Below are 22,683 nucleotides of genomic sequence, written 5' to 3'. Positions count from 1 at the left end.
AGCAAATCGCATTCTAGTCTTCGGGGTATTTCAAAAGTTAGATGCTGGTCAATATTTGGTGCGTTGCAATATACGATACATGTCTTGTTGTATCTTGGCGCGGAACTGCTCACGGAACTGCCATGTGGCACATGCTAGAATCCGCCGCAAATCCCGTAAAAATGGAGTTGTCATGCAAGTTGTGGTCCTCGCTGCCGGACAGGGCACCCGGATGCGTTCCGCGCTGCCAAAGGTGTTGCAGCCGCTCGCCGGCCGGCCGATGCTGGCGCATGTGCTGGGCACCGCGCGTACTCTGGGTGCGAGCAAGATTTGCGTGGTTTACGGTCATGGCGGCGAGACGGTGCGTGAGGCGCTGGCCGCGCCTGATCTGGCCTGGGCACTCCAGAGCCCCCAGCTGGGCACCGGACACGCCGTACAGCAGGCCTTGCCGCATCTCGACGACGCGCAGCTCGCGCTGGTGCTTTATGGCGATGTGCCACTCATCGGCGAGGCCACCTTGCGCCGCCTGCTCGACGCCACCGAAGGCGACTGCCTCGGCTTGCTGACCGTCGAACTCGACGACCCGACCGGCTACGGCCGTATCGTTCGTGGCGCTGATGGGCAGGTGCAGCGTATTGTCGAACACAAGGACGCCACCGAGGCCGAGCGCGCCGTGCGGGAGGTCAATACCGGTATTCTCGCCGCCCCCGCCGCGCTGCTGCGCGATTGGCTGGGCCGCCTGGGCAATGACAACGCCCAGGGCGAGTACTACCTGACCGATATCATCGCCATGGCCGTCGCGGCCGGTGTGCCGGTGGTCGCCACCCAGCCCGATACTGTGGTCGAAACCCTCGGCGTCAACAATCGCCGCCAGCTGGCCGAACTCGAGCGCAGCTATCAGCAGTCCTGCGCCGAGCGCCTGCTCGACGCCGGTGTGACCCTGGCCGACCCGGCGCGCATCGACGTGCGCGGCGAGCTCACCTGCGAGCGCGATGTGCGCATCGACGTGAACTGCGTGTTTGAAGGCAACGTGACCCTCGGCGAAGGCGTGCAGATCGGCGCCAATTGCGTCATTCGCAACGCGCGCATCGGCGCCGGCACCCGAATCCACCCGTATTCGCATATTGAAGACACCGTGATGGGCCCGGCCTGCGTGATCGGCCCCTATGCGCGCACCCGCCCGGGCACCGAGCTGGGCGAAGATGTGCATCTGGGCAATTTCGTTGAAGTCAAAAACAGCCGCATCGACAATCACTCGAAGGCCAACCACCTCGCCTATGTGGGCGATGCCGACATCGGCCAGCGGGTCAACGTGGGCGCCGGCACCATCACCTGCAACTACGACGGCGCCAACAAATTCCGCACCATCATCGAAGACGATGTGTTCATCGGCTCCGACACGCAGCTGGTCGCGCCGGTGCGCGTCGGCAGAGGCGCCACGCTCGGTGCCGGCACCACGCTCAGCAAAGATGCGCCGGCCGACCAGCTCACCGTTTCGCGGGCCAAACAGATCACAATCCCGGGCTGGAAACGCCCGATCAAAAAACCCAAATAAAGCGTCCCTGCCGGCTCTCGGGGTCGGCCTCAGGAGAGAACACCATGTGTGGCATCGTCACCGCTATCTCGACCCAGAATGTCGTTCCCGTGCTGCTCGAAGGGCTGCGCAAGCTTGAGTACCGGGGTTATGACTCCGCCGGCCTCGCCGTGTTGCATGAAGGCGACCTGGTCCGCGCCCGCTCGGCCGGCCGTGTGGCCGAACTGGCCGCCATTGCCGACAGCCGCCACCTGAGCGCCAACATCGGCATCGCCCACACCCGCTGGGCCACCCATGGCGAGCCCTCAGAGCGCAACGCCCACCCGCATGTGTCGGGCGGCCTGGCGGTGGTGCACAACGGCATCATCGAGAACTTCGAGCGCATCAAGACCGATCTGACCGCCAAGGGCTATGTCTTCACCTCCGAGACCGACACCGAAGCCATTGCGCACCTCATCAACCACAAACTCAGCGCCGGGCTGGATCTGACCGAAGCCGTCCGCCTCGCTACCAACGAACTCGAAGGCGCCTACGCCATCGGCGTGGTGACCGAGTCCGACCCCTTCCGTCTGGTGGTGGCACGGCGTGGCTCGCCGCTGCTGCTGGGCGTGGGCGATGACGGCATGTACGCTGCCTCCGACACCTCCGCGCTGCTGCAGGTCACGCGCAAGGTGGTCTATCTCGAAGACGGCGATGTGGCCGAACTCAAGCTGGGCAGCTATCGCATCGTGCGCCCCGACGGCACCGTGGTCGAACGGCCGGTGCATCTGTCCTCGCTGTCGGCCGATGCGGTCGAGTTGGGCACCTATCGCCACTACATGCAAAAAGAGATCTTCGAGCAGCCGCAGGCCCTGGGCAACACGCTTGAGATGATCGCTGGTGGCAACACCATTTCGCCGCAGGTGTTCGGCGCCCACGCCGGTGAAATTCTCGGCGCCACGCGCCGCGTGCTCATCATCGCCTGCGGCACCAGCTTCCATGCCGGTCTGGTCGCCCGCTACTGGCTTGAATCCATCGCCGGCATTCCGTGTGTGGTTGAAATCGCCAGCGAATACCGCTACCGCGAATCGGTGCCCGACGCCGACACCCTGGTCGTCGTCATCTCCCAGTCCGGCGAAACCGCCGACACCCTCGCCGCGCTCAAGCATGCCAAGAGCCTCGGCATGGGCAAGACGCTGGCGATCTGCAACGTGCCCGAGTCGGCCATCGTGCGCGAAACCGCGCTGCGCTTCATCACCCGCGCAGGCCCCGAAATCGGTGTCGCCTCCACCAAGGCCTTCACCACCCAGCTCGCCGCGCTGGCCATGCTCACCTTGTCGCTGGCCAAGCTCAATGGCCGCCTGAGCGACGAAGACGAAGCCCGCTACCTCACCGCCCTGCGCCACCTGCCGGTTGCCGTCGGCAAAGTGCTTGAACTTGAACCACAGATCGAACAATGGGCCCAGCGCTTCGCCAGCAAGCAGCACGCCCTGTTCCTCGGCCGTGGCCGCCACTGGCCCATCGCCATGGAAGGCGCGCTCAAGCTCAAGGAAATCTCCTACATCCACGCCGAGTCCTACGCCGCCGGCGAACTCAAGCACGGCCCGCTGGCGCTGGTGGACAAGGACATGCCCGTCATCGCCGTTGCCCCGGCCGACGAGCTGCTCGAGAAGCTCAAGTCCAACCTGCAGGAAGTGCGCGCCCGCGGCGGCGAGTTGTATGTGTTCGCCGACGCCGGCAGCGCCATCGAAGAATCCGAAGGCGTGCACATTCTGCACATGCCAGAGCACTACGGCATGCTCTCCCCGGTGCTGCATGTGATCCCGCTGCAGCTGCTGTCCTACCATGCCGCGCTGGTCAAAGGCACCGACGTGGACAAGCCGCGCAACCTGGCCAAGAGTGTGACGGTAGAGTAAGCGTATCGGAGTGCAGTACGTGCGCTGAAAACAGGATCGCCCGACACCTCGTGTCGGGCGATCCTGTTTTGGGGCGCCGCCAATGGCGCGTCAGTACGTCTTGTAGGGGAGGAACTTGCCCGACATGACGATGTTCACCCGGTCGCCGGCCGGGTTGGGCTCGCGCGAGACATTCATGTTGAAGTCGATGGCCGACATGATGCCATCGCCGAACTCTTCGTGGATCAGCGCCTTGAAGGTTGAGCCGTAGACGTTGATCAGCTCGTAGAAGCGGTAGATCAGCGGGTCGGCTGGGACGGCGGTGGGCAGCGAGCCCTTGTAGGGCGCCGCCTGCAGCAGGGCGACTGCCTCGGCCGGCAGATCGAAGACCTTGCCGATGATGCTGGCCTGGTTCGCGTCAAACGCCATTTGGCCCAGACAGCCGGCGGTGACCCATTCCTTGGACAGGCCGATTTCCTTGGCGACATCCGTCCATCTGATGCCTTTCTGGATCTTGGCGGCGACGATCATTTCGGTGACTTCGAGTCGATTCACGGGGTGCTCCTTGTGTGCTGGGTGGTGTCGGTGTCGGAGGCAAGCCTCCTTCCCTTGTTGCGTAAAGCAGCATGCGTGCCGAGTCAGGCTTCGGCGCTGCGCTTGCGCCGGGATGCCCCGTGGCGACCACGTTCTGGCGCGGTGGGCGCAGGGCCGGACGGGGGCGTTTTGTTGCGCCGCCGCACTGAGACAAGGCGAAGCGGTGACCCGCGCGCCCCAATTGGGGGCGATGAGTGCGGCGAGTGGTGATGCCGAAGGGGGCGAAACCGAGTTGCTTCATGGCTTTGGCGCCGCTGGCATGAGACATGCTTTATCGGTGCCAAGTCGGTGCGCAGCCTGCTTGAAGCGCCGCGCATCCAGCAGGCGGCACCGACGCGATCACGGACAAGACATCCTTGACCCTGCCGCAGAGCGGGGCAGGAGACGGGTGCTCTCTTGCCAGCGCGATTCATTACTTACCTACGGGGAAATCACATGTCCTACATAGCACCCACAGAGTTCGTCACCAAAATGGTGGATGCGGGCGAAGCGAAAATCTTCATGTCCACCCGCGACACCCTCGTTCGCGCTTACATGGCCGGTGCCATTCTTGCGCTCGCCGCCGCCTTTGCGGTCACCATCACCGTGCAGACCGGCTCGGCGCTGGCCGGTGCCGTGCTGTTTCCGGTCGGTTTCTGCATCCTGTATTTGCTGGGCTTTGATCTGCTGACAGGCGTCTTTACCCTGTGCCCGCTGGCGCTGATCGACAAGCGGCCGGGCGTCACGCTCAATGGCGTGCTGCGCAACTGGGGGCTGGTCTTCATTGGCAACTTTGCCGGCGCGCTGACCGTTGCCGTGATGATGGCGATCATCTTTACCTACGGCTTCAGCGTCGATCCCAATGTCGTCGGGCAGAAGATCGGCCACATCGGCGAAGGCCGGACGGTGGGTTACGCCGAGCACGGCGCCGCCGGCATGCTGACGCTGTTCATCCGCGGTGTGCTGTGCAACTGGATGGTGTCGACCGGGGTGGTGGGCGCGATGGTGTCGACCAATGTGTCGGGCAAGGTGATCGCGATGTGGATGCCGATCATGCTGTTCTTCTACATGGGCTTCGAGCACTCCATCGTGAACATGTTCCTGTTCCCGTCGGGCCTGATGCTGGGCGGCAACTTCTCGATCTATGACTACCTGGTCTGGAACGAGATCCCGACCGTGATCGGTAACCTGGTGGGCGGCCTGGCCTTCGTTGGCCTCACGCTCTACTCGACCCACGTGCGTACCGCGCCCAAGCGCAACGCCGCCTGATCTGCCTCGATGCGAGCGCCTTGCCCCGCGTGGGGCGAGGCGCTTTCATCCTGACAATGCCATCTCAACTTACCGTCGCCACCGGCCAGTATTCCGACAAGGGCCGCAAGGAAAGCAATCAGGACTTTCATGGCCTGTGCATGCCGGACGAGCCGCAGCTCAGCGCCAAGGGCATTGCCATTGCGCTGGCCGACGGCATCAGCAGCAGCGCGGTCAGCCATATTGCCAGCGCGTCGGCGGTCAAGAGTTTTCTGGATGACTACTACTGCACCTCGGAGGCGTGGTCGGTCAAGACGGCGGCGCAGCGTGTCATCACCGCAAGCAACGCTTGGTTGTATTCGCAAACCCGCCACAGCGAGCATCGCTACGACCGCGATCGCGGCTATGTGTGCACCTTCAGCGCGCTGGTCATCAAGGCGGCCACCGCGCACATTTTTCATGTCGGCGACAGCCGCATCTACCGGCTGCGCGACGGCGCCCTCGAGCAACTGACCAAAGATCACCGGCTCGTGGTGTCCGAAGACACCAGCTATCTGGCGCGCGCGCTCGGCATCAGCGATCAGCTCGACATCGATTACCAGGCCGTGCCGTTGGCAGTGGGCGACTGTTTTGTGCTGGCCACCGATGGCGTGTATGAATTTGCCGCGGCGCCTTTCATCATCGACACCATCACTCGCTCGCCCGACGATCTCGGTGCGGCGGCGCAAAGCATTGCGCAGGAAGCCTATGCGCAGGGCAGTGATGACAATCTGACGATCCAGATCCTGCGTGTCGACAGCCTGGCGCAAGGCGACGCCAGCGCGATTTATTCACAATGGGCCGAGCTGCCGCCAGCGCCGGTGCTCGAACCCCGGCAGGTGTTCGAAGGCTACCGGGTCATTCGCGCGCTGCACGGCAGCAGTCGCAGCCATATCTATTTGGCGGAAGACATCGACAGTGGCGCGCTGCAAGTGCTTAAGACGCCGTCGGTCGACATGCGTGGCGATCCCGCCTATCTCGAACGCTTCATGCTCGAGGAGTGGATCGCGCGGCGCATCAACAGCGCGCATGTGCTCAAGCCGAGCACGCAAACCCGCAAGCGCCATTTTCTCTATGTGGCCACCGAATACATCGACGGTCAGACCCTGGCGCAGTGGATGCGCGACAACCCGGCGCCCTCGCTCGAAACCGTGCGCGGCATCGTCGAGCAGATTGCCAAAGGCCTGCTCGCCTTCCACCGGCTCGAGATGCTGCATCAGGACTTGCGGCCCAACAACATCATGATCGACACCGCCGGCACGGTGAAAATCATCGACTTCGGCGCCACCCGCGTGGCCGGCCTGGCCGAAGCCGAGACCGATAACCTGCCGCCGCCGATTCTCGGCACCGCGCAATACACTGCACCCGAGTATTTTCTGGGCGAGGCTGGCCGGCCGTGTTCCGACCTGTTTTCGCTGGGCGTCATCACCTATCAGATGCTGTCCGGGCGGCTGCCCTATGGCGCCGAAGTGGCCAAGACCCGCAGCCGCGCGGCGCAGAAAAAACTGCGCTACGACAGTGTGCTCGACGAGGATCGCGAGATCCCCGCCTGGGTCGACGCTGCGCTCGCCAAGGCGGTGCATCCCAACCCCGACAAGCGCTATCAGGAGCTGTCGGAATTCACCTACGACCTCCGGCATCCCAATCGCAGCCTGCTCAATGAGCGCCCGCCGCCGCTGATCGAACGCAATCCGTTGCGCTTCTGGCAGGGGCTGTCCTTCGTGCTGGCCATTTGCGTGCTGATTTTGTTGAGCACTCACGCCGTTTTGCAGTAGGCGGTGCTCGCGCAATCGCGGCAAAAAAAGAGGCGACCCGCGGGCCGCCTCTGCGCTTTTTACCGAGTGTTGTTTCAGGCCACCGGCACCGGCGTGCCCGAATTGACGCACAGCGAATGGTTGAGGGCGATGATTGCCTTTTTGTAGTCTTCGCGCTCGATGATGAACTGCATGTTCACCTGCCGCAGGGTTTGCGATACGCAGTTCACATTGACCTGTGCATCGGCCAGCGCCTGCGCCGCGCGGGCCAGCACGCCGGGGATGCTGATGTTCGAGCCGATGGTGCACACCACCGCGCTGGGCTTGACCGTGACCACCTGGTAGTTGGCCTCGAGCTCGTCGATCAGGGCGCGAGTCACGGCGCGGTCCCACAGCAGGTGGGCGATGGAGTTGGCGTTGGTGGCCTTGAGGATGTACGACGCCTTGTGGCGGCGGAAGATCTCCATGATGCCCAGATCGAAGCCCACCGTGCCGACCATGCTCGGGTCGTGAATCTCGACCAGTGTCACCTTGTCGCTGCCGGTCACGATCTCCACGCGGGCGCGTTCGCCCACGTAATCTTTGGTGATCAGCGTGCCCGGGTGCTCGGGTTCAAACGTGTTTTTCAGGCGAATGGGGATGCCCGCGCGTTCCATCGGCTTGGCGGCCTTGGGGTGGATGGCCTCCATGCCCACGTCGGCCAGCTGGTCCGCCACGTCGTAGTTGGTGGCACCGACGATGACTGCGTTTTCCAGGCCGACGATGTTGGGGTCGGCGGAGGACAGGTGGAACTCCTTGTGGATCACCGCTTCGGCGGGGCGCACTTCGACCGCAATCTTGCTGAAAGTCACCTCGGAGTAACCGCGGTCGAACTCGCGCATGATGCCTTCGACGCCCTTGGTGTAACCGGTGGCCACCACCACGTTATTGGCCAGGTCCAGCCCCTTGAAGCTGTTGCGAATGCGCTCGTCGATGCTCAGCGGCTCGTCGTCGTCGAAGCCGGCCAGGTCAAGCAGGATGGCGTTCACGCCGTAGGTTTTGAGCATCTCGACCGCGTTGAAGGCGCTGTGCGATTCGCCAATCGAGGCCAGCACCTCGCGTGCCGCCAGCAGCACGTCGCTGCGATTGAGGTAGCCGCTGGCCAGCACATGGTGCATGGCCTCCAGATAACGCTTGGCCTCGCTGATGCGCGTATCGACGAAGGCATCGGCCACATCCAGCGGCAGGCCAATGTCGGCGTAGCCCGCGTTCAGCTGCTTCAGACTCACCGCCAGGCCATTGAGCGCTTCGTGGTAATCCTCGCCATTGGCGAACAGTGCGTAAATGCCGGGCTCGCCCGTCTTCTTGTGCTCGAGCAACTGGTTGGTCACGCCTGAATAGGCCGACACCACATAAATGCGGCCGTTAATGCGCGCCTTGTCGTACAGCATGATGTGCCGCAGCACATCGCCAAAAGCCGACATCGACGTGCCGCCGATTTTTTCAACCGAGATCATGGGTGCCCCCGAGCTTTGCATGACGTAAATCCCCCGTTCCGAAAGAGGGATTGAGCGAAACCCCGTAGTTTAATGGATTGCGTGGCGCTTTTCGTGATTGCGTGGCAAGCGGATGTGTTGCTGTGTCGACCCGGCACGACAGCAGCCTGAGCATCGCCCACAGCGCGAGACATCGCCGGAGAAAACGGCCCGGCGATATTACATTTCTGTCATATCGTCATCGGCGTTTTCTTTGGCGCCCTGTTTCTCGACAAACGGCACTTCCTCGCTTCGCGCGACGAACACCGGCGCGGCACGCTCGGCTCCATCACCAGCACCGGGGCGAGCGTGGTGCTTAGTCGGCGGTAGCGCGCAGGCCATTTGAATCAGCCCGGCCTGTGGGTGCCAGTGACGGCATCGCGTCATTGCGTCCCGGACGCAGGTTGGGTTGAGCGTGGCGAAGCCCAACACTCCGCATGCAGACATCGTCCGGCCGATGGAGGTCTTCCTTTGTCAGCCAAACCGCGGCTGCTGACGGCCCAGCAAAAACACGCCGTTAGACGTCGCCCGTCACAAACCTGACATCCCCGATCCAGTTGCGCGCGCGCCGCGCCAGACGGTCCGACGTGTCCTCGCCGTCAAACGATACCGGGGCGAGCCGGAGCATCGCCGCTGGCACATTGTTGAACGTGTTTACATTGACCACCGCAAGCTCTCGCCCCTCAATTCTGCTCGTCACAACCGGCACCACGCCGCATTGCTGACAAACATGAAAGCGCGCCGTGCGCGTGCCAAATGTGTAGCGAGACACCCGCGCGTCGTTCTTGACGCTGACCGTCAGCGTGCCTTGTGGATGCGCCGTCCACACGCCGCCGTGTTTTACGCAAAAAGAACAGTCGCACACGCGCGCCGGAATGTCGGACGGCGAGGGCGACCAGTCGAGCTGGAAGGAGATGTTGGCGCAGTGGCAACTGCCCTGGATCAGCATGGTGAGGGGTCTCCTGGTACAGATAGGCGATGGGTGAAATGTCGGGTTTCAAGGCTTGATCATCGCCTCGCCCGGTGGCGTGGGGTCCCTGGTCTCGGTTGTCGTCTGGTGCCGAGTCAATCGTCACGCAGCGCTGGCGTGGCAAACGCAGCCGCCTTGCGAACCTGCGCCAGATCGTAGGGCAGATCCATCCGGGATGTCGCGCGTTCCAAGGCACGTCGTGCGTGATCTTCGGCCGCTGTACGCATTGCCGGACCGCCAAGCGTTGCCAGCGATTGCAAGGCCTTCTGCAAACGAAGCGCCACTTCGATCGAGCCGGCGCCATCTCGGGCAATCGCCGTGAAGGCATCGTCAAACATGTCGTGGACCGACAATTCGGGCACCTCGATACGATCACATGCCGGCGCGTCATCGTCCGCCGCCGGCTGGCACCACTGTGCAAAGAGCCGGACCAGCGCGCCAAGGATAGACACCGCCGTGCCGGGGTCGTTCACCGCCGGTGACAGCGCCCGGCCGGCAATCTCCGACAACACCACCAGCCCGAAGCGGGGGTCATCCTCAAAGCGTCGCTCGCGACCAATAGTGAAACTCGCCATCACTTCACCAAGCTCGGGCGTCGCGTCGCCCTCCGCTGCCACGCTCACATAGGCCAGCACGCGATCGGGGAACGCAAAGGCGCCGGGCAAGGCGGCCACAACCACTCGCGCATCAACTGAAACCGCCCACGTTTGAAGCCGAGCGACGTCGATCTGTTGAACATAGCCCACCTCGGTGGCATGCACCGGCACCCCGCGCGGAAGGGCGCGCACCGGCACACCGCCGAGCGTTGGCCTGTTACGCCGTCGCACCAGGGCATCCGCCGTCGCCTGCTCGACCTTCTCGATCGTTGAGTTCATCCGCCCGAGTCGGGCGATGTTGTCGACCCAGCGCACGAAGGTCACGATCACCAGGCCGAAGACTGCCGCCGTCAGAATGAACAGCACGAACAGGCCTGCCGCCAGGAAATAGCCATTCTTGACGCCGGTCAGCGCCACGATGCTGAAAATGAACGCGCCGACAAAGGTCGATAGCGCGTTTTGCGACACATCGTCGGCGACCACCAGACCAAACGACCGGGGCGTTGCGGTGTTACTCGCGGCACCGTAGGCCGCCACCATCGAGCCGACGGAGAACGTCGCAATCACCAGCATGCTGGAGGCCATGATCGACAGCAAGGTCTCGAGTGCCACCGATGCTGTTGCCGGCACTACATGCGCCAGTCCTGTGCCATCGGCCAGGCTCGCCCCGACCGCGGCCGCAATCGACACCACGCACATCAACAGTGGCTTGACCCACAAGCGCTCGCGAAAGCGCGCAACAAGCATTCTGAAACGGTCCGCCGACATGAGAATCGACACGCCTTGCCCTCCCTGTCTGTTTTGCACCTTGGCCACCAAGAGGAACTCTAGCCCGCTTTCGGTCTGCCGGGCAGGCCGTCATTCAATTGCCCGGGCGCCTTGGGCCCGTTTGAAAAAGCCGGCAAGGGAAATAATCGGGGGCAAAGCCCAGTTTTTCCTCAATGCGCTGGCGCGTGTGGGCCGGTCGTTTTCTCATTCGGAAATCGTCCTTCACCTATCCCGCCCAGACATCTTGAGCGATCACGCCGACGTTCTTGAACCCCATGGGTGCGGACCAACCGATGGCACCCGCGTTGCCCTTGCTGATGGTCAGCCATAGGGTAGGAATCCGCCGTTCCCGGCAGACGTCGTCTGCCCAGATTCAATAAGTCCCGCCCATGAAACCATTGCGCGGAGGGCACGGCACGTTGGCAGTGCGCCCTGCGAGGCCATACGACTCGAATGGTTCGATGCCTGCCGACTCGTATGGCTTGCGCAGGCGCAGAGGTCGCGGCGGGCGACATTTAAGCTGCCGTAGTGTCATCCGACGGCTCGCCGCGATAGTCGCTGGCCTGCGCGATCAGCCAGTGCGAGAAGTGCTGCAGGGCGGCCCGGTCCTGTCGGTTTTCGGGGCAGATCAGGTAGTAGGCCAGATCGCCCGTGAGGGCGATGTCGAAGGGGGCGACAAGCTCGCCCGAGGCCAGTTCGCCCTGCACCAGAAAGCGCGGCACCAAGGCCACGCCGAGCCCGGCACGGGCGGCTTCGGCAAGCATCGAAAAGAGCTCGAAGCGGGGGCCGCCAATGGCTTCCATGTCGGGGGCGCCGGCCACTTCGAACCAGCGCCGCCAGGCGTGATGGCGGGCCGACTGGTGCAGTAGCGGAAAACCGGCCAGTGCGGCCGGATTCGGGCAGGGCTGTTGATGCAGCAAGGCCGGGGCCATGACCGGCACCATCTCCTCGTCGAACAAATAGTTGCTGACCGCGCCGGGCCACTGTGCGGAGCCGAAATGCACCGCGGCGTCGAAGACCGTGTCGGTAAACAGAAAGGGTTCGGCGCGGGTGGTGAGGTTGAGCGTGATGCCCGGATGCCGGCGCTGGAAGTCCGGCAGGCGCGGGATCAGCCAGCGGGTGGCAAAGGTCGGGATCACCGCCAGTTCGAGCACGTCGCCCTCGCCGCGGTGGGTCATGATCGCCGCGGTGTCGCGCTCCAGTCGGTCGAGACCGTCGCTGATCTGGCGCACATATACCTGACCGGCCTCGGTCAGCGAGATGCGTTTTTTGATGCGGTTGAACAAGCGTACGCCCAGATAAGCCTCCAGCACCGCCACCTGCTTGCACACCGCGCTTTGGGTCAATGACAACGCGTCCGCCGCCCGGGTGAAGCTCAAATGACGGGCCGAGGCCTCGAAGGCCGACAGCGATTCGATGCTCGGGACGCGTCGACGCATGGATCATTCCTCAAACTCACAATCTTCGTAGTGTATTTCGTTTGATAAAGCCTTGCCCAGCCGAGAGAATGGCGCCCGCCAAAGGAGGCAAGTCGTTGTTGCGACGCATGATTCGGTGCGTGCGTGTGCTTGCCGATATTAAATGGGGGTAGCGATGCTCCCGATAGATGATCCCCGGAGACAGAGACAATGCAGGCTAGCCAGTCCGTTCCTTCCAATGCTTTCCGCCCGGCCAACACGCCACAGACCGCCGCAAAGCGTATGCCGCAACTGGCACCGCGTGGCGTTGTGGTGCCGCTGCGCACCGAACCGGCCGAGCTCGACCGGGTGGTTGACCTGGGTTACAACTGATCGGACACGCCTTGGTTCTCGATATGCCCGAGCGGACGGTGCTGGCTGCCGGCTTGAATCACCCCTTGCGCCTGACACTCGCGGCCGAGCTGCATGCGCGCCCGTTTGTCCGCCTGAGTGCCCCGGCCTGCGTCTCGCACCTGGCCATCCATGGCGAGAACGGCGGTGCGCCCGACGAGCGCATCCTGAGCACGCTGTGTGCACGCTTCGGCGTGGCCGGGCCGAGGCCGGGGGCGCAGCACTTCTTCCATGACTTCGGTGCCTTCCGCCTCAAGTGGGAGCGTCATACCGAGTTTTGCACCTTCAGCTTCATCGAGCAGGGCGTGTCGGGCGAAGCCTTTGCCGAAACGCCGATGCGCCATGTGCCGCGCGACTGGCTGGAGGCGCTGTCGGGGCAGGTGATTGTGGCCTCGCACATCCTGGCCGAGCAGGGCGACGCCTACGAACTGGACAACCCGCGCCTGCGCCGGATCTTCCCGGCGCCGCTGCTGGTCGGCAGCCGAGTACTGGCCGGCGGCGAGCTATGGACCGACCTGCAGGTCGGCCCCGACGGCTTCTCGCGCTTTTTGCTGCGCGACACCGGCCTGCGCGAGATGCAGCTGGGGCGCATCGTGCAGCGCATCTGCGAAATCGAAACCTACACCCTGATGGCGCTCCTGGCGCTGCCGCTGGCGCGTGACCATGCCTCGCGGCTGACCGCCATCGAAGCCGATGTGACCCGGCTCGGCTTGCAGATGCAGGCGGCGGGCGACAGCGCCGACGAGGCCCGGCTGCTGCAAGACATCTCGCGCCTGGCCGCCCGGGTGCGCTCGATGTCCTTCGACAGCGGCTACCGCTTCAGCGCCGCCCAGGCCTACTACCGCATCGTGCGAGACCGCATCGGTGAGCTGCGCGAGCGGCGCATCGAAGGCGTGCCCACGCTGGGCGAATTCATGGCGCGGCGCTTGGCGCCGGCGATGGACACCTGTGTGTCGGTGGCGGCGCGGCAGGAGGCGCTGGCCAACAAGATCAGCCGTTCCAACGACTTGCTGCGTACCCGCGTCAGCATCGCCCAGGAAGGCCAGAACCAGCGCGTGCTCGAACGCCTGAGCCACAGCGCCGCGATGCAGCTGCGCCTGCAGCAGGCGGTCGAGGGGCTGTCGGTGGTGGCGGTGTCCTACTACGGCGTCGGCCTCGCGGCTTACGGGCTCAAGGCGGTCAAGGGCTGGGGGGCCGGGCTGAATGTCGACGGCCTGATCGGCGTGGTGCTGCCGCTGGTGCTCGGGGCCACTTGGTTCGGCCTGCGCCGGCTGCGGCATCGCCTGCATGGCCAGACGGCCGTCCAGGGGGGCTGAGCGATGACGCTGGCACCCCCCGAGGCGGCCGGGCCCGCCGATTACGCCGCCGCGCTCGACGCGATTCTGGCGCAGGTCACGCCCATCCTCGGCCAGGGCCGGGTGGCCGACTACATTCCCGAGCTGGCGCGGGTGCGCCCCGACCAGTTCGGCATGGCCATCGTCGGGCTCGACGGCCAGGTGTTCGAGATCGGTGCGGCGCGCCAGCCGTTTTCGATCCAGAGCATCTCCAAACTGTTTGCCCTGATCCTGGCGCTCACTGCCGAAGGCGATGCGCTGTGGACCCGTGTCGGGCGCGAGCCCTCGGGCTCGGCCTTCAACTCGCTGGTGCAGCTCGAATACGAGCACGGCAAGCCGCGCAACCCCTTCATCAACGCCGGTGCGCTGGTGATCACCGACATCCTGTGCCAGCGCTTCGCGGTGCCGGCCAACGCAGTGCTCGAATTCTTGCGCAAGCTGTCGGCGAACCCGGGGCTCAACCTCGACCGGCACATGGCGTTGTCGGAGCTGGGCTGCTCGGACCGCAACGCGGCCATGGCGCACCTGATGAAGAGCTTCGGCAATCTGCACAGCCCGGTGCCTGCGGTGCTCGACGCCTATTGCGGGCAGTGCGCGATCGAAATGAGCTGTGTCGATCTGGCGCGCGCCATGACCCTGCTGGCCAACCATGGCTGCGTCGCCGCCACCGGCGAGCGGGTGCTCGGCGTCAGCCCGACCAAGCGGCTCAACGCCCTGATGCTCACCTGCGGCACCTATGACGCGGCGGGCGACTTCGCCTTCCGCGTCGGTCTGCCGGCCAAGAGCGGGGTGGGTGGCGGCATCGTGGCGCTGATTCCGGGCGAGTGCGGCATCTGCGTGTGGTCGCCGGCGCTGGAGGTGTCGGGCAACTCGCTGGCCGGTTCGCTGGCGCTCGAAGCACTCACTTCGCTAACGCAAAAGTCGATCTTCTAATCGTCAAGGCAGGCGCAGCCCGACGCCGTGAATCACCCCTCGGCTTTCTGAACTCTCCGCCGCCTTGCGAATGAGCCGCAACCGAGGCATCCATCGAAACGAAGAAGTCGCCGCGACGCACCGCAGAAAAGTTTCAGGATTGAAGCGGCCGGACAGTGGCCGAGGTGCCGCCCGCCTTGGTGTGAGTACGCACCGCCTGTACGGGTGGGGCAAAACGCTATTCAGTGCCGAACGCAATGTGAAAAACAGCGGCGGCCCCCGTTTTGATCGAAGGTGCGTCGGCCTTGGCGCACGTGCCCAAAAACCGTGGTTTTCCCCCGCTTTTTGCTCAGACCCCCGGCGCGTGCGAGCTGATCGTCTTTTCCATCCGGTAATCGTCCATCACGAATCCTGCCCCGATATCTTGAACGATCGCCCCAGCGTTCTTGAACCCCATGCGGGTGTACCACGCGACGGAGCCCGTGTTGTTCTTGTTCACTGTCAGCCATAGCGCCGGAATCTGCCGCTCGCGGCAAACGTCCTCCGCAAAGTCCAGCAGCTTTCGCCCAAACCCACCACCGCGTCCGGCCTTGGTCACATAGATCTTGCTGATCATCAGCGTGGTGCCATCCGCGTTCTCAACAAGCGCCAAATAGCCGACGTACTGCCCGTCATGCGTCACCAGGTAGTACGTATACCCGCCAGCAATCTGACCCGCGATGGCCTGCTCACTCTGGAACGTCGCCAACATGTAATCCACCTGCGCCAGCCCGATGATCGGCGCGTAGTGCTCCGTCCATATCTCGCGGGCCAGATTGGCTACGGCGGAGATCTGGTCGGGGGATTGCACTTTGGTGATGGTCACTGGCTTCTCGTTGGTTGACTAATGGCGATGTGGTATTTCAAGACCTGACCCCGGCACCTTGAAAACCTGACCCCGGCACCTTGACCCACGGACTCTAAAGCCCGCTGCTACTCAAAACCGGGGGGACGTCGGTCCAACAACCGGTTCAGATCGTGGCTCGCTTCGCGATCACGATCTAACCTTAATCGTTAGATTTCGATCGCACTCAAACCGAGCTCTTTTGCCAATATACCGAAGCGTTCTTTGATGTTGGATGAGTCGTTAGTGCCCTGCTGGCTCAATCGATCATATTCAAGAAGCTCAAATGATGATTCTGCGTACTCTTCGGCAGCCATGATTCGGTTTTCTCTGAGGCGCTCCCGGAAACTAAGGAGTTTTCTTCGGGTTATTTTGTGCACTTCGTTCGTTCGTAGTCCAGCGCGAAAAACAAGGTAATACACAATCATGTTTCCCTGAGCCTGTAGTAGTTCATCTTTTTCAGAAAACGTTCCAGACATCGCGCGCGAGACCTCCTCGGATGCACGCCTCAGCTCTTCTACGTGCGCTGATTCTCCAGAGTGATAGTTTCTGGCTAAAGCATCTAGGTAGACCTTTTTTGTGTCGATTAAACGGCCAGTGCTTTTAAGGCTCTCCTCAACAAGTAGCATCCGGGCCGCAACCTCACGATGTTGATAACGATTGTTGCCAAATTTCACACAACGAAAAAAAAGATCGGAGGCTGCAATGTCGCGAATCGCCGCTACCAAATCGCCGCCAATCGCATTCCTCTTTTCTGCTGCATTTAGTGGAACCGCCTCATTGAGTCGTGAGAACATGTCTTCGATTAGGTCTTCATCGTCCGTTCTGATGCCAACAACTGGAAGTACAAAAGAGTCGAATGCAATCCGGATTTTTGGGTGAGCCTTGGCAATGTCTTCATACGTGAGCCCGGCGAGGTTTATCGAATCGTCTCTTTGGAACTCAAAATCCTGGGAAAGCGGAAAGCGGCCATCGATAAAATCCCAGATGGTTTGCAGCCGTTGACGGCCATCAACTACAGCATAGGACGACCCGGTTGCTGCTTTTTGATCTCTTGAGAATTCGTGAAAATATAGCTTGGGAACATCGTAGTCGTTCAGTATTGAATCAATGAGAAGCTGCTTTTTTTCCTTTGTCCACACTCCGCCCATTCTTTGATATTGAGGATCAAGTTGTATTTCCTCTTTTTCAGAATATAGAAGCATTATGGTGCTATTTTTGAGGGCAAAAGTTTCGATGTAGCTCATTGGATACCACCCTTGATGATCGCCCCAATACTTGCAAGTTCAGGGAAAAGTTGAAATCTGCTAAATCCGAGAAGTTGTAGCTGCTTGTATATGAGCGGCTTTGCGGATTTTGGGATGACGTATTTGATAACATGAGTCGAGTCGCCGACTTCTTCAATGGGAGTGTTTTCATGGTGATGAATTGTGAATACACCGAGCTGTGCTTGAATTCGTGCATTGTTTCTGGTCGCAATTGTTGCGACGGGTAGAAGTTGAATTCTGCGATTCTGAGCTAGGCTTTCTACGGAGTAGTTCTGCAACTCTTCGTCTTCGAAAGAAGGAATGTAACCTTCTTCATCTCGGTTGTTTATACGTGCATTCTTGTTTAGCTCGGAAGGGCGAAGTAACCACAGTGAGCCGTCGTGATCGGGATCGTTGACGAGATCCTCCACCGCAAAATATAGCCCAACAAGCGGGCTTTCACTCCAGTCAAGAAGACGTGTCGGCACTCCGTAGTGCTGCATTAGGAAAAGCCAATCAAAAGACTCGCGTGGAGCCATTTCGATAAGCATGGCCGCGCTTTGTTTGAAGCGTTTTAGGAGCGTCGCTTCTGAAGGGGGGGTTTCCAGTCGTACGTATCCGGGTGTGAGCGTCCATTCCGCCCTGGCTTGACCTCGATACCAGACGGCACCTGTATACCCATCATTGTCTTCGCCGAGCGCCTCCAGCAATGACTGTAAAGATGTTATCTCGCGTTGATTCAATGTGTTCTCCAAACCTAGATCTATCGTGCGAAGTCACCGGGTTATGAAATTTTTCGTTGGCTCAGTGGAATGATTGGGGCAAAGACGCGACAGAAAGGTGCCGGCGCGAAGGCTAGGCTGAAGTTGTGAAATTCGGCATTTTCGAGAAGTCGGGTGCAGGCCACGACTCTTCGCAACGTCACGCGCACCAAGATCGACACGTCTTCACCGCCACGCCGGATAGCACGAACGCTACACCATTCCATATGGAAGGCGCCACCCCCGCGTCATGGTTGGCGAGCGAGTGCGGTTGTTCTGGCGTCTCCCCCGCCGGCAGGCTCTGCCGATCTACACCCCTCTCTCAATGAAAATCCCGACTCTGCGTCGTCAGCTCCGCCATCCAGTCCGTCAAATCCACCAGTCGTTTCGCCAGCACATGCACGACGCGGCCTTCGCGTTGGAGCTGGCCGTAGACGCCGAGGAGGCGGGCGCCGAGGAGGATCTGGCGTTGGCGTTCGGCGAGGTCGGAGTAGACGACGATGTTGCTCATGCCGGTTTCGTCTTCGAGGGTGACGAAGACGATGCCGCTGGCGGTGCCGGGGCGCTGGCGGCAGGTGACGATGCCGGCGGCGCGCACGAGGGCGGCGTGGGGGAGGTGCTGGAGGGTGTCCGCGGGGAGGAAGCGGCGCTCGGTGAGGCGCTCGCGCAGCAGGGCGAGGGGGTGGCGGCCGAGGCTGAAGCCGAGGCTGGCGTAGTCGGTGAGGATGGTTTCGCCTTCGCTGGCTTCGGGCAGGCTCACGGCGGCTTCTTGCGGCGGGGCGGTGTCGAAGAGGTCGCCCTGGCGGTGCAGGCCGCTGGTTTGCCACAGCGCAGCGCGGCGGTGGCCGCTGAGGGCTTTGAGGGCGTCGGCGGCGGCGAGGCGGTCGAGGTCGGCGCGGCTCAGGTCGGCGCGGTGGGCGAGGTCGTGCAGCGAGGTGAAGGGCGCCTGGGCGCGGGCGGTGTCGATGCGGGCGCCGGTGGCGTGGCTGAGGCCGGCGATTTCGCGCAGGCCGAGGCGCACGGCGGGGCGTTCGTGCAGGGCGCCGGTGGCTTCGAGCGTGCTGTCCCAGGTGCTGCGGGTGACGTCGACCGGGCGCACGCGCACGCCGTGGCGCTGGGCGTCGTGCACGAGTTGGGCGGGGCGGTAGAAGCCCATGGGCTGGCTGTTGAGCAGGGCGCACAGGAAGGCTTCGGGCTCGTGCCACTTGAGCCAGGCGGAGGCGTAGGCGAGCAGGGCGAAGCTGGCGGCGTGCGATTCGGGGAAGCCGTATTCGCCAAAGCCTTCGATCTGCCGGCACAGGGCGTCGGCAAACTCTTGCGTGTAGCCGCGCTCGGCCATGCCGTCGCGCAGCTTGTCCTTGAACTGCTGCATGTGGCCTTTGCGCCGCCACGAGGCCATGGCGCGGCGCAGCTCGTCGGCCTCGCCGGGGGTGAAGCCGGCGGCCACTTCGGCCAGCTTCATGACTTGCTCCTGAAAGATCGGTACGCCCAGCGTGCGTTCGAGCACGGCGCGCACGGCGGCGGGCAGCTTGGCCATTTTGCGCGCGGCTTCGGCAGGGTTGTTTCGTCGGCTGAGGTAGGGATGGACCATGTCGCCCTGGATGGGGCCGGGCCGCACGATGGCGACCTGCACCACCAGATCGTAGAACTGGCGCGGCTTGAGGCGCGGCAGCATGCTCATTTGCGCGCGCGATTCGACCTGAAACACGCCGATGGAGTCGGCATTGCACAGGGCTTCGAAGGTGGCGGGGTCGGCGGCGGGGATGTCCGCCATCGTCACCGGCGTGCCGCGCCGCTGGCTGACCAGATCGAGCGCGCGGCGGATGACCGAGAGCATGCCCAGCGCCAGCACGTCGACCTTGAGCAGGCCGAGCGATTCGAGGTCTTCCTTGTCCCACTGGATGACGGAGCGCTCGGCCATGGCGGCGTTTTCGACCGGCACCAGCCGCGCCAGCGGGCCGTCGGAGATGATGAAGCCGCCGACGTGCTGCGACAGGTGGCGCGGCGTGCCGACGAGTTGCTCGGTGAGCGCCAGCCATTTGGACACGCGCGGGCTGGCGGGGTCGAGGCCGATCTCGCGCAGGCGGTGGGGCAGCTGGTCGCGCTTGTCCCACCAGGCCATGGAGCGGGTGAGCGCGCTGATCTGCTCGGGGCTGAAGCCGAGCGCGCGGCCCACGTCGCGCAGCGCGCCGCGGGTGCGGTAGCGGATGACGGTGGCGGCCAGCGCGGCGCGCTCGCGCCCGTATTTGCGGTAGATGTACTGGATGACGATTTCGCGCCGCTCGTGCTCGAAGTCGACATCGATGTCGGGTGCTTCGCCGCGTTCGCGCGAGAGGAAACGCTCAAACAATAGCGAGGCGCGCTGCGGGTCGACCTCGGTGATGCCGAGCGCGAAACACACCACCGAGTTGGCTGCCGAGCCCCGCCCCTGACACAGGATGCCCTCGCCGCGCGCGAAGCAGACGAGGTCGTACACCGTCAAAAAGAAGGGCTCGTAGCGCAGCTCGGCGATGAGCGCGAGCTCCTTGTGGGCGGTGCGGGCCACCTCGGCGGGCACGCCGTCGGGGTAGCGGGTGAGCAGCCCGGCCTCGGTGAGGCGGCGCAGATACGTGGTGGCGGTGTCGCCGGCGGGGACGATCTCTTGCGGGTATTCGTAGCGCAGCTCGCTGAGTGAAAACTGGCAGCGATCGGCGATGCGGGTAGTCTCGGCGAGTAGCTCGGGCGGGTAGAGCCGGGCGAGGCGCAGCGGGTGGCGCAGGTGACGCTCGGCGTTTGGGAAGAGCCGCCGGCCGGCGTCGAACACCGTGACTTTGTGGCGCAGCGCGGTGAGCGTGTCTTGCAGCGGGCGGCGGTGGCGGCGGTGCATGTGCACATCGCCGGCGGCTACCAGCGGCAGGGCTGCCGCGTCGGCCAGGGCACGCAGGCGGGCGAGGCGGGCGGTGTCGTCCGGCCCGCTGTGCAGCTCGACGCCGACCCAGCCACGGCCGGCAAAGCGCTCGGCAAACCAGCGCGCGTCTACCTCGGTGGCAGCCTCGTGCGGCAGCCAGATCGCGAGGCAGTCGGGCAGCGCGGCGGCGGGGGCGAGGGCGTCGATGTCGCCGCGGGTGAGGTGGTAGTCGCCCTTGTCGGCGCGGCGGCGGCCGAGCGTGATGAGCGCCGAGAGGTTGCCGTAGCCGGCGCGGTTGCAGGCCAGCACCACCAGCTTCAGCCCGCAGGCGAGGGTGAATTCGGCGCCGTAGATGAGTTTGAAATCGGCCGGGTCCGCGTTGAATTTTTCGGCTGCCAGCTTGAGGCCTTCGTGCGCGCGCACGGCGCCGGCCAGCGAGCATTCGTCGGTGATCGCCAGGCCGCGATAGCCCAACTGCCAGGCGCGCTCGACCAGCTCCTCCGGGTGCGAGGCGCCGCGCAGAAAGCTGTAGTTGGACACGCAGTGCAGCTCGGCGAAGGCCGGCCGCGGTGCCCGTTTTGCCGAATCAAGCGAACTGGCCATGCAGCCACCAGCCTTGGGCGTCGCGGTAGATCCACAGCCACGCGCCCTGCGCGGTGGTGGCGACAAAGTAGTCGCGGCGCAGGTCGCCGGTGGCTTCGTCCTGATCCCACCAGCCGCTCTCCAGGCGTTCGGCGCGGGTCAGCAGATTGAGCGCGGCGCCGGCGTAGGTGGGCCGGCCGGCGACTTCGTGCAGTGACTGCGGCTGGGCTTGCAGCCACAGTGGACGTGGCGGCGAGGCGGTGTCGGGCGCATCTTTGGGCTCGGGCCAGGGCACGGCGCGGGTGGCGCACTCGGGGCGGTGGTCGTCGTGCGCCGCCAGGCCATGCACGGCGGCGTCGCCGAGGCGGGCGCGCAGGCGTTCGATAACCGGCGCGATGTTGCCGGCGTCGTGCTGGCCGAACAGCGCCACGCTGCTGCCGGCCATCGCCTGCGGCGCGTCGGCCTGCAGGTGCAGCTCGGTGACCGGGGCGGCGAGGCGGTGGCGTTCGAGCTGCTCGCGGGCGACGCGGATCAGGCGCTCGGCGTCGCGGGTGGGCGAGGCAAAGCCAAGGGGCAGGTGCGTGGCGGGGATGTCTTCATGGTCGAGCACCAGGGTGCAGGTGGTGATGCCGAGCATGCGCGCCTGCAGCCAGCCGGCCAGCGCCATCAGCAGGCGGCGGGCGGCGAAGAGCAGATGATCGGCGACCTCGACCTTGGCCGGCAGCTCAAGCCGCTGGACGAAGCGCTCGGGGAAGGCGAAGGGCGGCTGCGGGTCGGGCAGCTCGCCGCGTGCGCGTGCCAGTTGCAGCGGCAGGGCTTTGCCGAAGCGGTGGCCAACGGTGGCGCCGGGCAGGGCGAAGAGCTGCGCCAGCGTGCGCAGGCCGAGGGCGTGTAGCCGGCGCTCGGCGGCGTCATTGAGGCCAAGCACCTCGACCGGCAAAGTGGCGAGCGCGGCTTGCCAGTGTTCGGTGATGCTGTCGGCGTGGGTCAGCCAGCGCGCGGCCAGTGGCGTGGGGGCGAGGCCCAGGCGCAGGCTCAGCCCTTGCGACTCGGCGCCGTCGCGGATCTTGCCCAGCAGCGGGGTCAGCCCGCCAAACAATTGCAGGCAGCCGCCGATTTCGAGCAGCAAGGTGTCGGGCGGGGCGAGGCTGACTGTTGGGGTGAAGTTGCCGGCCCAGCAGGCCAGCGATTCGAGCGCGGCGAGTTCGCGTTCGGCCTGGCGTTCATGCGGGCGCAGGCCGGGCAGCAGGGCGAGAGCGTCGGCCAGACGCTGGCCGGGGCGGATGCCGGCCTCGGCCGCCGCGGCATCGGCCGCCACGATGCGCTGCTGCGCAATGGCAGCGGCCGGCGCGGGCAGCGCCAGCACCTCGACGGGGAGTCGGAAAAAATGAATCGCCAGCCACTGCATGGGTCAGGGCCG

General features: G+C 64.0%; 17 protein-coding genes. 7 read left to right on the top strand and 10 right to left on the bottom strand.

Annotated features, from left to right (window positions below; genetic code table 11):
- Positions 1 to 172 precede the first annotated feature (172 nt).
- Positions 173 to 1,534 (top strand): bifunctional UDP-N-acetylglucosamine diphosphorylase/glucosamine-1-phosphate N-acetyltransferase GlmU, encoded by a 1,362-nt coding sequence (glmU, locus tag FHP91_RS07915; RefSeq protein ID WP_144309063.1) that lies wholly within the window; start codon positions 173 to 175, stop codon positions 1,532 to 1,534.
- Positions 1,535 to 1,578: 44 nt separating this feature from the next.
- Positions 1,579 to 3,408: a glutamine--fructose-6-phosphate transaminase (isomerizing) gene (gene glmS / locus FHP91_RS07910; RefSeq protein WP_144309062.1), complete on the top strand. Its 1,830-nt coding sequence runs from the start codon at positions 1,579 to 1,581 to the stop codon at positions 3,406 to 3,408.
- A gap of 90 nt (positions 3,409 to 3,498) precedes the next feature.
- Here glmS and cynS read toward each other — a convergent pair whose 3' ends face one another.
- Positions 3,499 to 3,942: a cyanase gene (gene cynS / locus FHP91_RS07905; protein WP_144175499.1), complete on the bottom strand. Its 444-nt coding sequence runs from the start codon at positions 3,940 to 3,942 to the stop codon at positions 3,499 to 3,501.
- 474 nt (positions 3,943 to 4,416) lie between these two features.
- Here cynS and FHP91_RS07900 point away from each other — a divergent pair, with 474 nt between their 5' ends.
- Entirely contained in the window at positions 4,417 to 5,229 is an 813-nt protein-coding gene (locus FHP91_RS07900; protein WP_144309061.1) for a formate/nitrite transporter family protein, read from the top strand.
- A 56-nt stretch (positions 5,230 to 5,285) separates the two neighbouring features.
- On the top strand, positions 5,286 to 7,022 hold the full coding sequence (locus FHP91_RS07895; protein ID WP_144309060.1) for a bifunctional protein-serine/threonine kinase/phosphatase: 1,737 nt from the start codon (positions 5,286 to 5,288) through the stop codon (positions 7,020 to 7,022).
- Between the two features lie 74 nt (positions 7,023 to 7,096).
- On the opposite strand, the gene FHP91_RS07890 is transcribed toward FHP91_RS07895, so the two are convergent.
- The 4 genes from FHP91_RS07890 to gcvA all read right to left on the bottom strand — a co-directional run bounded on the left by FHP91_RS07890 (position 7,097) and on the right by gcvA (position 12,288).
- The gene (locus FHP91_RS07890) at positions 7,097 to 8,497 is read right to left on the bottom strand and encodes an aspartate kinase (RefSeq protein WP_144309059.1); all 1,401 of its coding nucleotides are present in this window, start codon (positions 8,495 to 8,497) and stop codon (positions 7,097 to 7,099) included.
- 535 nt (positions 8,498 to 9,032) lie between these two features.
- The gene (locus FHP91_RS07885; protein ID WP_144309058.1) at positions 9,033 to 9,464 is read right to left on the bottom strand and encodes a GFA family protein; all 432 of its coding nucleotides are present in this window, start codon (positions 9,462 to 9,464) and stop codon (positions 9,033 to 9,035) included.
- 116 nt (positions 9,465 to 9,580) lie between these two features.
- Positions 9,581 to 10,828 (bottom strand): DUF2254 domain-containing protein, encoded by a 1,248-nt coding sequence (locus tag FHP91_RS07880; RefSeq protein ID WP_222105142.1) that lies wholly within the window; start codon positions 10,826 to 10,828, stop codon positions 9,581 to 9,583.
- A 536-nt stretch (positions 10,829 to 11,364) separates the two neighbouring features.
- Positions 11,365 to 12,288, bottom strand: coding sequence for a transcriptional regulator GcvA (gene gcvA / locus FHP91_RS07875; RefSeq protein WP_144309057.1), 924 nt, complete (start codon positions 12,286 to 12,288; stop codon positions 11,365 to 11,367).
- A gap of 189 nt (positions 12,289 to 12,477) precedes the next feature.
- Between gcvA and FHP91_RS21130 the strand changes: the two genes are divergently transcribed.
- Genes FHP91_RS21130 through FHP91_RS07865 form a run of 3 tightly spaced genes read left to right on the top strand, consistent with a single transcriptional unit; the run spans position 12,478 to position 14,924 of the window.
- Entirely contained in the window at positions 12,478 to 12,639 is a 162-nt protein-coding gene (locus FHP91_RS21130) for a hypothetical protein (RefSeq protein WP_186300230.1), read from the top strand.
- A gap of 11 nt (positions 12,640 to 12,650) precedes the next feature.
- On the top strand, positions 12,651 to 13,973 hold the full coding sequence (locus FHP91_RS07870) for a DUF3422 family protein (protein ID WP_246116252.1): 1,323 nt from the start codon (positions 12,651 to 12,653) through the stop codon (positions 13,971 to 13,973).
- A 3-nt stretch (positions 13,974 to 13,976) separates the two neighbouring features.
- Positions 13,977 to 14,924 carry a glutaminase gene (locus FHP91_RS07865; RefSeq protein WP_144309056.1) on the top strand — a complete coding sequence of 316 codons (948 nt, stop codon included), beginning with the start codon at positions 13,977 to 13,979 and terminating at the stop codon, positions 14,922 to 14,924.
- A 328-nt stretch (positions 14,925 to 15,252) separates the two neighbouring features.
- Here FHP91_RS07865 and FHP91_RS07860 read toward each other — a convergent pair whose 3' ends face one another.
- From FHP91_RS07860 to FHP91_RS07840, 5 genes are all read right to left on the bottom strand, one after another.
- Complete coding sequence (locus FHP91_RS07860) at positions 15,253 to 15,768, bottom strand: GNAT family N-acetyltransferase (RefSeq protein ID WP_222105141.1); 516 nt, start codon at positions 15,766 to 15,768, stop codon at positions 15,253 to 15,255.
- A gap of 188 nt (positions 15,769 to 15,956) precedes the next feature.
- Complete coding sequence (locus FHP91_RS07855; protein ID WP_144309055.1) at positions 15,957 to 17,033, bottom strand: DUF262 domain-containing protein; 1,077 nt, start codon at positions 17,031 to 17,033, stop codon at positions 15,957 to 15,959.
- Positions 17,030 to 17,776, bottom strand: coding sequence for an FRG domain-containing protein (locus FHP91_RS07850; protein WP_222105140.1), 747 nt, complete (start codon positions 17,774 to 17,776; stop codon positions 17,030 to 17,032). The genes FHP91_RS07855 and FHP91_RS07850 overlap by 4 nt, the downstream gene beginning before the upstream one ends.
- Positions 17,777 to 18,116: 340 nt before the next feature.
- Positions 18,117 to 21,284 (bottom strand): error-prone DNA polymerase, encoded by a 3,168-nt coding sequence (locus FHP91_RS07845; RefSeq protein WP_144309053.1) that lies wholly within the window; start codon positions 21,282 to 21,284, stop codon positions 18,117 to 18,119.
- On the bottom strand, positions 21,268 to 22,671 hold the full coding sequence (locus FHP91_RS07840) for a Y-family DNA polymerase (RefSeq protein ID WP_144309052.1): 1,404 nt from the start codon (positions 22,669 to 22,671) through the stop codon (positions 21,268 to 21,270). The genes FHP91_RS07845 and FHP91_RS07840 overlap by 17 nt, the downstream gene beginning before the upstream one ends.
- Between the last annotated feature and the right edge of the window lie 12 nt (positions 22,672 to 22,683).

It is taken from the genome of Denitromonas halophila (genome assembly GCF_007625155.1).
GTDB classification, from domain to species: Bacteria; Pseudomonadota; Gammaproteobacteria; order Burkholderiales; family Rhodocyclaceae; genus Nitrogeniibacter; species Nitrogeniibacter halophilus.
The sequence above is the reverse complement of the archived record's forward strand: the minus strand, read 5'-3'. Positions and strand labels throughout refer to the sequence as shown.

Bases quoted from the DNA above. Each gene is read 5' to 3' on its own strand.
- glmS (WP_144309062.1), top strand. From the start codon at position 1,579: ATGTGTGGCATCGTCACCGCTATCTCGACCCAGAATGTCGTTCCCGTG.
- FHP91_RS07895 (WP_144309060.1), top strand. From the start codon at position 5,286: ATGCCATCTCAACTTACCGTCGCCACCGGCCAGTATTCCGACAAGGGC.
- FHP91_RS07890 (WP_144309059.1), bottom strand. From the start codon at position 8,497: ATGATCTCGGTTGAAAAAATCGGCGGCACGTCGATGTCGGCTTTTGGC.
- FHP91_RS07865 (WP_144309056.1), top strand. From the start codon at position 13,977: ATGACGCTGGCACCCCCCGAGGCGGCCGGGCCCGCCGATTACGCCGCC.
- glmU (WP_144309063.1), top strand. From the start codon at position 173: ATGCAAGTTGTGGTCCTCGCTGCCGGACAGGGCACCCGGATGCGTTCC.
- gcvA (WP_144309057.1), bottom strand. From the start codon at position 12,288: ATGCGTCGACGCGTCCCGAGCATCGAATCGCTGTCGGCCTTCGAGGCC.
- FHP91_RS07900 (WP_144309061.1), top strand. From the start codon at position 4,417: ATGTCCTACATAGCACCCACAGAGTTCGTCACCAAAATGGTGGATGCG.
- FHP91_RS07855 (WP_144309055.1), bottom strand. From the start codon at position 17,033: ATGAGCTACATCGAAACTTTTGCCCTCAAAAATAGCACCATAATGCTT.
- FHP91_RS21130 (WP_186300230.1), top strand. From the start codon at position 12,478: ATGCAGGCTAGCCAGTCCGTTCCTTCCAATGCTTTCCGCCCGGCCAAC.
- FHP91_RS07880 (WP_222105142.1), bottom strand. From the start codon at position 10,828: ATGCTTGTTGCGCGCTTTCGCGAGCGCTTGTGGGTCAAGCCACTGTTG.
- FHP91_RS07885 (WP_144309058.1), bottom strand. From the start codon at position 9,464: ATGCTGATCCAGGGCAGTTGCCACTGCGCCAACATCTCCTTCCAGCTC.
- FHP91_RS07840 (WP_144309052.1), bottom strand. From the start codon at position 22,671: ATGCAGTGGCTGGCGATTCATTTTTTCCGACTCCCCGTCGAGGTGCTG.
- FHP91_RS07845 (WP_144309053.1), bottom strand. From the start codon at position 21,284: ATGGCCAGTTCGCTTGATTCGGCAAAACGGGCACCGCGGCCGGCCTTC.